Raw genomic sequence first — 11301 nt, 5'->3', positions numbered from 1 at the left:
TTTTAGTGAATAGTGGTTCTATTTGCTAAAAATTTCCGACTTTTTAGACCAATTTGCTGCCACCGCAGTAGGGCAGTCTATTCTCGGACAGCCTCCTAGATAGGCAGAGTCGGGAGAAACGGAGAATAAAAGGTCGATTTCCAGCGACAAGCAGCCGCTATCCAACAAACAGGATCAGCCTTTTAAACCGGTTTAACACAGACTGCCATCAGAATGACTGTTAAAACAGCTTCTCAGACGATAGCAAAAAAAAGGGAGCCAGCAGCCCCCTTTCCTTATTATCAAGCCGATGGCAATTAAGCGTCAGCCTGACCTTTGTCTTCAGCAGGCGCTTCTTCAGCTACCGCGTCTTCTGCCTTTTCTTCAACAGCCTCTTCAACAGCATCAGTAACCAGCTCCTCTTCAGCACCAGTGCTGGCAGCAGCACGGCCTTCAATAACAACACTGGCAGCTGCTTTAATGTACAGCTGAATGGCACGGATCGCGTCGTCGTTACCCGGAATAACAATATCAACGCCTTCAGGGCTTGAGTTAGTATCTACGATACCAATGACAGGGATGCCCAGCTTGTTGGCTTCCTGAATAGCGATACGCTCATGCTCAACGTCAATGACAAACAGTGCGTCTGGCAGGCCACCCATGTCTTTGATACCACCAAGACCACGGTCCAGTTTTTCCAAATCACGGCCGCGCATCAACGCTTCTTTTTTAGTCAGCTTTTCAAAGGTACCGTTATCGCGCTGAGCTTCCAAATCACGCAGACGACGGATAGACTGACGAATCGTCTTGTAGTTCGTCAGCATCCCGCCTAACCAGCGGTGATCCACGTAAGGCATACCGCAGCGGGTAGCTTCTTCGCGGATGATCTTGCCTGCGGCGCGCTTAGTACCAACAAACAAAATTTTGTTCTTGTTTTCAGCAAGCTTCTTGATGAAAGACAGAGCGTTGTTGAACGCAGGAAGCGTGTGCTCCAGGTTGATGATATGAATCTTGTTGCGTGCGCCAAAGATGAACTTGTTCATCTTCGGGTTCCAGTAACGCGTCTGGTGTCCAAAGTGAACACCCGCCTTGAGCATGTCACGCATAGTGACTTGAGTCATGTATCTCTCCTGAGTGAGGGTTAAGCCTCCATATACCCCATGAACCCGACTCGCTGTTTGACAGAGAGCACCCAGAGCCATGTGACGATATATGTGAGTCTGTAGTGAACAATGTATGCCGGAAAATTGGCAATTGCGGCGCGCTTTATACCATATTTTTGCAAAAATACCAAACCTCACTATCATTTTCAGCCTGAATTCAACCATTGAATTGAGAGCAAAAAATGGCTTCTGAGAAAGAGCTGGCATCTTTAAATGTTAAAAGTTATGGGTATATTACCAATGCTTAATGCTGTACCAATGGGTCCACCCCTGCTACTTTAAGCCTTATCCTGTCAGCCTCACATTTTGGGCATCCACACTAGCCCGGATATTTCATAAACATGCTCCTGGCCTTGCTTGCTCCTTGCGGCTCTAAGGGCAGTTTATGAAATATCCGGGCTAGGAGCCTGCCGGACTTAAGACAATTTCGGCCTAAAATCCAGAAAGCGCGAGAAAGCGCGAGAAAGCGCGGCCAGAATGTCCGATTAATTTGCTTAAATAGGTCAACTATTCGCACAAATTGATCGAAAATTCTGACTCGCCCTACCGAATTTTATGCTCGAAAGCATAAGCCCGACAGGCTCCTAGAAAAGCAGGCGCAATTGTGGAGAATCCCCCTGCATCTGGGATAGAATGCCCCTAAATAACAGCTTGAAACATCACTACCCCCTCTCATTCGAATGCACAGACTTTATGAATATTCTTATTAAAACCCACGAAGAAATTGAAAAAATGCGCATTGCTGGCCGTCTGGCAGCTGAAGTACTGGAAATGATCGAACCCTACGTCAAGCCAGGCATATCCACCGGTGAACTTGATCGCATTTGCCATAATTTTATGGTTAATGAACAAAAAACCGTTCCGGCCCCATTGAACTATGGTGCAGCACCAGGGCGCCCGGGATTTCCTAAATCCATCTGCACCTCTATTAACCATGTTGTCTGCCACGGTATTCCCAGTGACAAAAAAATGCTCAAAAGCGGCGATATGATCAATATTGATATTACCGTGATTAAAGATGGCTACCACGGCGACACCAGCAAAATGTTCATGGTCGGCGATGTGCAACCTTTTAACCAGCGACTGGCCAAAGTGACTCAGGAGTGCATGTATAAAGGCATTGACCAGGTAAAACCCGGCGCGCGCCTGAGTGATATTGGCAGAGTTATTGCCCACCATGCCCACAACAATCACTACAGTGTTGTTGAAGAGTACTGTGGGCACGGCATTGGGCGAGGTTTCCATGAAGACCCTCAGGTTCTGCACTATGAAGGGTACGGCGATCGTAATGACTGCGAACTGAAAGAAGGCATGATCTTCACCATTGAACCGATGATCAATGCCGGTAAAAAAGGCACAAAACTCCTCAGTGATAACTGGACAGCTATCACCAAAGATCGCCGACCTTCTGCGCAATGGGAGCATACTATCCTTGTTACTGCTTCCGGGCGTGAGGTTTTGACGCTCAGAAAAGAAGAGCGAACCTGAAGCATCTACTACCATGCGTTTGACGTGTTCAGCCTGGATACGCCAAACAACCGCACCACTGATCAACCGATGCTGGAAGCCTGTCGGACTTAAGACAATTTCGGCCTAAAATCCAGGAAGCGCGAGAAAGCGCGGCCAGAATTTCCGATCAACTTGCTTAAATAGGTCAACTATTCGCGCAAATTAATCGAGAATTCTGACTCGCCCTACTGAATTTTATGCTCGAAAGCATAAGTCCGACAGGCTTCTATCGATAAAACCGTGTCGTCTTGTTTTAAGGCATAGACCGCCATAGTCATTACGGAAGCTGAAAAAGCCATTGATAAAACCTGTTTTGACGAACTAGTATAGAACCCCTTACGTATAAACGTACTAAAAACAAATGCAGCTACAGAATATCACTAACCTGTGTTATGGTAACTCTGTCGTTTTACAACAATAACAAGACCCGGACAGACCTGTGATATTCTGTCCATAGACTATAGCGAGTATGTCAAGATGTTTTCAGTCTCTTCAAAAAATGTACTCATTACCGGTGGCGCCCAGGGAATAGGACGGCTGTTTGCAGAAAAAACTCTGCTTGAAGGTGGCCAGGTGGTGATCTGGGATATCAATGAAGCCGCGATGAATAAAACAGCTACTGAACTAAGAAGCCGTGGTGGCTCTGTCAGCACCTACGTGGTGGATATAGCCAGTCCAGCGTCGATTAAACAAGCTGCTGACCAAACCCGTTCAGACATTGGTGATATCGATATCCTCTTTAATAATGCCGGCATTATAGTGGGCAAAGACTTTACCGACCACACCAGTGCAGACATAGAACGCACTCTGAATATCAACACAGCAGGCCCTATGCATGTTGCCAGCGCCTTTTTGCACGGCATGCTGAAAAATGGTGAAGCCCGCATTGTCAATATTGCCTCTGCCGCCGGTTTATTGCCCAATCCTAAAATGTCAGTGTATGCTGCCAGTAAATGGGCCGTCATTGGCTGGTCAGAATCCCTGCGACTGGAGATGGAGCGCGGTGGCCATGACGTAAAAGTGACCACAGTAACCCCCGGTTATATTGATACTGGCATGTTTGAGGGTGTCAAACCGCCTTTATTGGCACCCATTATTAAACCTGAAAAAATAGTTGATCTTGTTTGGGAGGGAATGAAAAAAGGAAAAGTCTATGTGCGCGCTCCCTGGGTTGTGGGTCTTTTGCCGTTTTTCCGGGGCATTCTGCCTGCGCGCGTCTTTGATTTTTTCTGCGGTAAACTGCTGCGTATTTATACAAGTATGGATCATTTTAAAGGACACGGCGCTTCACGGAAACAGCCGGGGACTCCGTCTTAATGCACGGAGATAGCCTTACCTAGGAGCCTGTCCGAGAATAGACTACCCTACTGCGGTTGCGATAAATTGGTCTGAAAATTCCTGCTTCTTCGTCAAATAGCCCCACTATTATCCTCAGAAGCAGAAATTTTTATCCTCAATTTCTCGTAATCCTCGCTACGGGCGCTATTCTCGGTCAGGCTCCTAGCAGGAAGTCAGGGCTACCTGCTTCAAAGCTTTACGGTTGGAACGCAGCCAGGAAGAAAAAATCTGTCAGTCAGCGAAACGGCTCTTTCAGCAGAAAATACTTGTCAGGCAGTGTTTATTACATCGAAGGCCAATGCAATAACGAGGGGCGACACGCTGCCTTGAATGATGTCAGCGCATAACAGCACGAGGCATAGAATAGTGTAGGGGTGTCCATGTTCAGTGCCTCAGATCATGATCTATTGCACACCAAAGCGCCGCTGAATTTTCTTATTTTTCAGAAAGAACCTCCGCTCATTACGTTCAGTTTTACCATAAATACGACGAATGACTTTTTTTCTCGTCAATAGGGCGTATGCACGCTTTTTTCTTGTGGATTTTTTTGAAAATTACCGTGAAGTATCTATATTTTTTAAATCTGATATAAAATAAAAATACCTCCCATTATGAATCACCTTTGCGTTTTGTTTGTCAATCTCGTGATATTATTCCTGGCTGACAGCGCCCTTTCTAACTCTCTAAAACCTGAGGGTGCCCTTGTAGCAAATTGCAATCACTACCCACTCACTCTCTCTCGAGACGTTGTTGGTGGCGGCGCTGTACCCGATGTCTCTCAAACCTCTTCCAACAAAAAAGCAATGCGCCGCCGGGGTTCATCAAACCTGCTGAACGCCTGCTATGATAACTCTCCATTACAGTTTTCTCATGTTTTCCTGGACACAGATTTAAAATACCCGTTGACGGCTATTCCCTTTCAATTTGAAACAGAGCACACGAAAACCACACTCTTTGTGCCAGAACACTCCATTGCACACCTTTTACTTGAACAGTATGCAAATACAAAAATCCATCAGCTCAAACAGCAATTAACAGAGGCGCTTAAGACTTCGTACCACTATCAGTTAAAACAGTTAGGCAGCATTGCAAAGGATTACGACTATTACCATGAAGGGTGGCCTTTCTTTATTCAGGACTCCCTGCCAAAACTGCCCGAAGCAAACCGACAAGCACTACTGAGACAACAAAAATCCCTGTATGAAGTCTTATCCTACCATGTGGAGCGTGAATACCATCCTGAGAAATCCCATGTCCCGGCTTTGCCTCATCCTGACTATGACACTTTTTATCGTTACCCACTGATTACGCTTTTTGAAAAGGTATTGGACTTATTCACGCTCAGTCCTTACCGAAACGCATACGTCTCTGAAGTTATATACGCCTTAATGAAACACGCCCTGGCACACAGCCAGCAATACAAACCAACCTTAAGCGAGCATTTCGTATGCAATATATTACTGAGAACAAGGCAGACAAACGAGCAAAGACCTCCCTATCATGGGCAAACCTTTAGCAGTTGGAAACACTTTAGACGGGCAAAAAAACAAGTACAAGCACTCATCAACCATGAATATACCGTGGAAAAAGCCGTTGAAGCCCCTGCTTTATCATCGGGTCGGTGGAGTAACGCCAAGGCGTGGTTGAAAGGTGCTATCGTATCAATTATCCCCACAGGCATATTCGCAAGGCATGTTCGCCCAATAAACTGTCATTCAGATGAATTTACATGCACGTCAAAAGATGAATGCCTTAAAAGCAACCGTGTTTGTGATGGGCAACGGGACTGCTCAGACTGGTCTGATGAGACAGTAGACGCCTGCAAGAAGCATTGTGGCAACGCACGTTTTAGTTGTAAGGAGATATCACAATGCATCGATGCCAATAGAAAGTGCGACACCTTCCACGACTGCATAGATGGCTCTGACGAAACAAACTGTGCCACTTGCCAGGAAGGAATGACAAAGTGCCCCGATAAAAGTCACTGTATGACCAATGAGCAATTTTGTGATGGTGTGGAAAACTGTGACGATGGTAGCGATGAAAGCCCTACAGTCTGCGAGCGCCGGTTTATGCAACAAGTAGATGCACTGCAATTTTGTCCAAAAGGCACACCCGGCCCCCGATGCCTTGAAGAGACACGGCGCGTGTTGTGTGACGGCGAATACCGGCCAACCACAGAGCAAGTCATGCAACGGTTTGGGTTTGAAAAAAAAGCCTGTCAGGATTTGACCACTAGAACTAACTACGGCACTCACGCTTGCTGCCTTTTTGATTATGATACCACCACCTACGACAGCGTGCATACTAACCAGTGTATTGATGGCGTTAATGTATGCGATGGAAAAGATGATGGTATTACAGGACAGCTCGATGAACAGCCACAACTTTGCCATGACCCCCGGTTTCATCAAGCAACCGTTACTAAGTGTTTTCTGCGATGCGCTGGCACAGGCACCTGTATTCCCGAAAGCAAAATGTGTGATGGCAAAAAAGACTGTCGTTTTCATGGAGAGGATGAGCTTTCACCCCACTGTGTCACCAATGATAATAACGTCTATCTTAACAAAGCCTGTAGATCCGACCCGACGGCTTTTCATTGTGGTGGGGGTGGGTACTGTGTCAGCAAGGTGTTAATGTGTGATGGTCATGCTAATTGCCCTAATCACGCTGATGAAATCGGTATGCGCTGTACCCGACATACTATCGATATTTATCTCCACCAGGCTTGCGGGAATGAACCAGCCACAAACACAAGCGCTTGTCATGAGCGTGTCCGGCAAGATGCCTGTAATTTGCTACCAGCCCGAAATCACGGTGCGGAGGCGTCAGCGCCAACACCGACACTGGAATCAACAACACCTGAAATATCGCCCCTTGATGCGTCTTCTGGAATGGCCAATAAAATGAGTTTTGCGCCAACAATGACACAAATAGAACACAGCCCTTCATTACCTGTTCAGCAGCGAGTCACTGAACAAACAGTTCACGCGGAAGGCTATTCATTCAGCGCAACACTGGGGATAGCCATTCCAGTATCAGCAGTCATTGGAGGAATTGTCACAGGAGGGGCATGCTACATCCATTTCCGTCGTTTTAAAAAGGCGTTTCCTGATTATGAACACCAGAAATTAGGTAAAGCCTCAACAGTTGCGGAAGATAATACTGAAATGGAAGAGGGTATTGTCGAGGCAGCTGGTTTTTCGGTCACCAATCAGAGGAATTGATGACGAATATTGAACAGATCAGCGTTACAGGTATCCTGCCATTTTTTCCTGTGACAGTCATCAACGTTGCCTGTCGCCATCAGCCACGTTAAAAACCCACCTCCCCCAAAGGTGACATCACTGCCAGATACTTGAGTTGTAATCGTTTTTTCTAATGAGCTACTATTGTCCTATATTTAGAAACAAGCCTTCATTTATACGTCAATGGTTGTTTATAGCGGCAGACAACTAAATACCTTTTTAGGACTTTTGGTACTGGACATAGCAATCAGTGCGGTCTTAACTAAATGTAAGCCACCGCCTCTGGCGGTGTGACTCGAACAGATGGTTCCATAAGGAGTAGCTCCCAAGAGTAGTCGGGTTCTTAAATATCCCTGAATATTGTTGATATTTTCAGAGAGTCAGCTTGGTAAAAATGTCCGCAATATTGTTAGTTATAATGGGCAGTAGGAGTATATTATGCGTATGAATTTTACCTTACACGCCATAAAGAGTATGACAAAAAAATCATTTGTTTTTTTTACTCTAGTATTGAGCTTATCTATCATAGATAACGCATATAGCAGGAATACCTATCTTTATATTGGGAATAAAATACCACCAGGTGACGTATCTTACTCAAAAAAAGGCTATACAGTTGTAGCCGATGGCAAGGGTGCCTGCATGGGTAAAAAGCGTCCCGCTCCACACACCGTCACTTATGAAGAAAATGCCTTTAGTCGTATATCTATAGATTATTCAGTTTCTCACTGGTGTGCATTCAAGGACAGCACGCAGAATTTTAAAGTGATAAACAATGATACAGGGAAAGTTGATGGCAGGTTCGCATGGAGAAAGCCACTTGGGGGTACTCCTTATATAAAAATGATAAATAATCTTAACAGATTTATGGTGGATGTAACGCTAATACAGGATCAGCCCAACGCATTGAATCTCTGTTGTCTGCATCATAAATCTTGATAAACCAATGCCTTTGTCAGTGTGCCGAATGTTTCTGTCATAAGGGTGTTCCGGGTAGAAGAGTGTCTTCCTTTGAATCGGCAGATTTTTATGGAGGCCTCAATGAGAGAATGGTAAAGTCAGGCTCGCGTAAAGTATTGTCCTGAATTCATCCGTTGGCCGCTATTAATTTATTGGAAGCTCAGTTGCTCAAGGAGAAAGCGGTTCTCAACTGCAAACCCTGAGGGGGAGCGAAGTATACAGTACCTATTCAGCAAAAATTGCCGCGCGATCTGATTGCGTCGCATCTTTTGTATTGTTCTGAGTATTTTTAGTCGTACTAGGAGTATATTATGTGTATGAGGTCTACCTTAAACGCAATAAAGGGCGGGACAAAAAAATCCTTTGTTTTTTTTACTCTAGTCTTGAATTTATCCATCATGGGTAACGCTTATAGTAAAGATTCCTATATTTATGTTGAAAATAAAATACCCCCAGGTGACATATTTTACTCAAAGAAGGGCTATACAGTTGAGGCCGCTGGCAAGGGTCCTTGTATGTATGGAGTGTATAGTCCCGCTTTACACACGGCCACTTATGAAGAAGGTGCCTATGGTCGTGTAGGTATACATTATTCCTCAAAAGGGGGGTGTGCGGTCAGGGACAGCACGCAGAATTTTAAAGTGATAAATAATGATACAGGAAAGGTTGCTGGCATGTTTACATGGGAAAAGCTGGCAGGGAATACTCCGTTTATAAAAATGATAAATAATCCTACCGGATTTATGATGGATGTAACGTTAGATGAGGATGAACCCAATGTTTTGAATATTAGGTGCCTCCCTAAATTTCCTTAATTAAGTACTGGTAAACCACCGTCTCTGACGCTTTGGCTCTTAAGAGGCTGCCATAAGGCATCCCGGGTAGCACAGTAGCTGTCTTTTAACCGGCAGATTTTTTATGGTGGTCTAGCCCGGATATTTCATAAACATGCTCCTGGCCTTGCTTGCTCCTTGCGGCTCTAAGGGCAGTTTATGAAATATCCGGGCCAGGAGCCTGACCGAGAATAGACTGCCCTACTGCGGTTGCGATAAATTGGTCTAAAAATTCCTGTTCCTTCATCAGATAGCCCCGCTATTCTCCTCAGAAGCAGAAATTTTATCCTCCATTTCTCGCAATCCTCGCTAAGGGCGCTATTCTCGGTCAGGCTCCTGGATGGTACCATCTGCTCTGCGGGTGGTTTTGATCAGGGTGCCCATGGGCGACACTTGGGGATAGTTGGATTCTTGAATATCACTGATGCTCTCTCATGGAACCAGTTTTACAAAACGATCCGCTGTAAGTACATGACCATTTGCTTTTCAAGTTGGCCTACAGGCCTTGCAAGGCCTGCCAGCAAGAAAATATATGTTTTCATTTGGTCATGTACTTATTGTCAGTCGTAATGGGTAGAGGGAGTCGATTATGTGTATGAAGTCTACCTTACATACCAGAAAGTTCATGGTGAGCAAATTTTTTTTTACTTTAGTCTTGAGCTTATTCATCATGGGTAACGCTTACAGTAAAAATTCTTATATCTATATTAAAAATAAAATACCGCCAGGTGATGTTTTTTACTCAAAAAAAGGTTATACAGTTGAGGCCTATGGCGAGGGTGCCTGCATGTACGGAGTGTATAATCCCGCTTCGCACACTGCTACTTATGAAGAAAAAAACCACGGTCGTGTAGGAATACATTATGCTGCTTCAGACAAGTGTGCATTCGAGTACAGCACGCAGGTTTTTAAAGTGACAAACAATGATACAGGAAATGTTGTTGGCATATTTCAATGGAGAAAGAAGGTAGGGAACAGGCCCTATATAAAAATGATAAATAACCCTGACAGATTTATGATGGATGCAACGCTTCGAGGGAATCAGCCCAACGAATTAAATGTCAGGTGTCTGCCCAAATGAATTTTGGTGAACCTTGCTTCTGTCGGTGTGACTCGAATCGTTTCTCCCATAGGGTTTCATTAGGAGAATGGCTTTCTTTGAACCGCAGGTTCCTATGGAGGAGATAATGAGAGAATGGTAAAGTCAGGCTTACACAAAGCATTATCCTGACGTCTGTAGTTGGCGCTTTTAATTTACTGGAATCAGAGTTTCTCAAGGAGAAGATGGTATTTGCGGTTGGTTATGATCAGGATGTTCATGGGATGTATCTGGAGATAGTTGGGTTATTGAATAAGTACATGACCAAATGAAAACATATATTTTCTTGCTGGCAGGCCTTGCAAGACCTGTAGACCAACTTGAAAAGCAAATGGTCATGTACTTAATAGTTAGCAGGAATACATTATGTGTATGAAGTTTATATTACATGCCAGAAAGTGTATAACGAAAAAGTCGTTTATTTTTTTGACTGTAGTTTTTAATTTATCCATCATGGGTAACGCTTATAGTATAAATTCTTTTATTTATATTAAAAATAAAATACCACCAGGAGACATATATTACTCAAAAAAAGGCTATACAGTTGTAGCTGATGGTAAGGGTCTGTGCATGTACGGAGTGTATAATCCCGCTTCACACACTGCCTCTTATGAAAAAAGCAGCTATGGGCGTGTAGGTATACATTATTCTGCTAAATGGAAGTGTGGATTCATGGACAGCAGGCAGAATTTTAAAGTGATAAACAATGATAGAGGGAAAGTTGCTGGCACTTTTGAATGGGCAAAGCCGTTTTGGCGTATTCCGCATATAAATATGATAAATAATCCTGGCAGATTTATGAAGGAGGTAACGGAGCGAAGTGATGAGCCTGACGCATTGAATCTCAGTTGTAAGCATAGATAAATCTTGTTAACCCACCGCCTTTGGCGGTGTGACTCGAATGATTCTTCTGCATCCCGGGCCAGGAAGACGAGAGGGTACACCCTCTGGACACAATTAAATGACCAGGGATTAGTAATACTCCCTATCATTAGCTGCTTCCGTTTTTTATGCTGGCCTTGCCAAATCATAGGGTATAGCGCCAGACTTTTCAGTGTGTTCCCGGCAGTTTTGACGCTAGGAGCCTGACCGAGAATAGCGCCCGTAGCGAGGATTACGAGAAATTGAGGATAAAAATTTCTGCTTCTGAGGATAATAGTGGGGCTATTTGA

At 44.5% G+C, this 11301-nt stretch carries 8 protein-coding genes; 7 read left to right on the top strand and 1 reads right to left on the bottom strand.

The annotated features are described in order from the left end of the window. Positions 1-296 precede the first annotated feature (296 nt). Complete coding sequence (gene rpsB, locus V4C51_RS15545) at positions 297-1100, bottom strand: 30S ribosomal protein S2 (protein ID WP_330927095.1); 804 nt, start codon at positions 1098-1100, stop codon at positions 297-299. Positions 1101-1835: 735 nt separating this feature from the next. On the opposite strand from rpsB, the gene map reads away from it, so the two are divergent. The 7 genes from map (at position 1836) to V4C51_RS15510 (ending at position 10993) form a co-directional block, all read left to right on the top strand. Next, positions 1836-2630 carry a type I methionyl aminopeptidase gene (gene map, locus V4C51_RS15540; RefSeq protein ID WP_330927094.1) on the top strand — a complete coding sequence of 265 codons (795 nt, stop codon included), beginning with the start codon at positions 1836-1838 and terminating at the stop codon, positions 2628-2630. Positions 2631-3128: 498 nt separating this feature from the next. Beyond that, complete coding sequence (locus V4C51_RS15535; protein ID WP_330927093.1) at positions 3129-3968, top strand: SDR family oxidoreductase; 840 nt, start codon at positions 3129-3131, stop codon at positions 3966-3968. A gap of 632 nt (positions 3969-4600) precedes the next feature. Beyond that, positions 4601-7216: a hypothetical protein gene (locus tag V4C51_RS15530; RefSeq protein WP_330927092.1), complete on the top strand. Its 2616-nt coding sequence runs from the start codon at positions 4601-4603 to the stop codon at positions 7214-7216. Positions 7217-7675: 459 nt separating this feature from the next. Then, positions 7676-8176 carry a hypothetical protein gene (locus tag V4C51_RS15525; protein ID WP_330927091.1) on the top strand — a complete coding sequence of 167 codons (501 nt, stop codon included), beginning with the start codon at positions 7676-7678 and terminating at the stop codon, positions 8174-8176. Between the two features lie 332 nt (positions 8177-8508). Further along, positions 8509-9012 (top strand): hypothetical protein, encoded by a 504-nt coding sequence (locus tag V4C51_RS15520; RefSeq protein WP_330927090.1) that lies wholly within the window; start codon positions 8509-8511, stop codon positions 9010-9012. Positions 9013-9619: 607 nt separating this feature from the next. Continuing rightward, on the top strand, positions 9620-10111 hold the full coding sequence (locus V4C51_RS15515; protein ID WP_330927089.1) for a hypothetical protein: 492 nt from the start codon (positions 9620-9622) through the stop codon (positions 10109-10111). Positions 10112-10501: 390 nt separating this feature from the next. After that, positions 10502-10993: a hypothetical protein gene (locus tag V4C51_RS15510; RefSeq protein ID WP_330927088.1), complete on the top strand. Its 492-nt coding sequence runs from the start codon at positions 10502-10504 to the stop codon at positions 10991-10993. Positions 10994-11301 lie beyond the last annotated feature (308 nt).

Source organism: Candidatus Sororendozoicomonas aggregata (genome assembly GCF_031528575.1).
Classification (GTDB): Bacteria; Pseudomonadota; Gammaproteobacteria; order Pseudomonadales; family Endozoicomonadaceae; genus Endonucleibacter; species Endonucleibacter aggregata.
Note: the sequence above shows the minus strand (reverse complement) of the source record. Positions and strands in the feature narration are given on the sequence as shown.

Bases quoted from the DNA above. Each gene is read 5' to 3' on its own strand.
- rpsB (WP_330927095.1), bottom strand. From the start codon at position 1,100: ATGACTCAAGTCACTATGCGTGACATGCTCAAGGCGGGTGTTCACTTT.
- V4C51_RS15520 (WP_330927090.1), top strand. From the start codon at position 8,509: ATGTGTATGAGGTCTACCTTAAACGCAATAAAGGGCGGGACAAAAAAA.
- V4C51_RS15535 (WP_330927093.1), top strand. From the start codon at position 3,129: ATGTTTTCAGTCTCTTCAAAAAATGTACTCATTACCGGTGGCGCCCAG.
- map (WP_330927094.1), top strand. From the start codon at position 1,836: ATGAATATTCTTATTAAAACCCACGAAGAAATTGAAAAAATGCGCATT.
- V4C51_RS15530 (WP_330927092.1), top strand. From the start codon at position 4,601: ATGAATCACCTTTGCGTTTTGTTTGTCAATCTCGTGATATTATTCCTG.
- V4C51_RS15525 (WP_330927091.1), top strand. From the start codon at position 7,676: ATGCGTATGAATTTTACCTTACACGCCATAAAGAGTATGACAAAAAAA.
- V4C51_RS15510 (WP_330927088.1), top strand. From the start codon at position 10,502: ATGAAGTTTATATTACATGCCAGAAAGTGTATAACGAAAAAGTCGTTT.
- V4C51_RS15515 (WP_330927089.1), top strand. From the start codon at position 9,620: ATGTGTATGAAGTCTACCTTACATACCAGAAAGTTCATGGTGAGCAAA.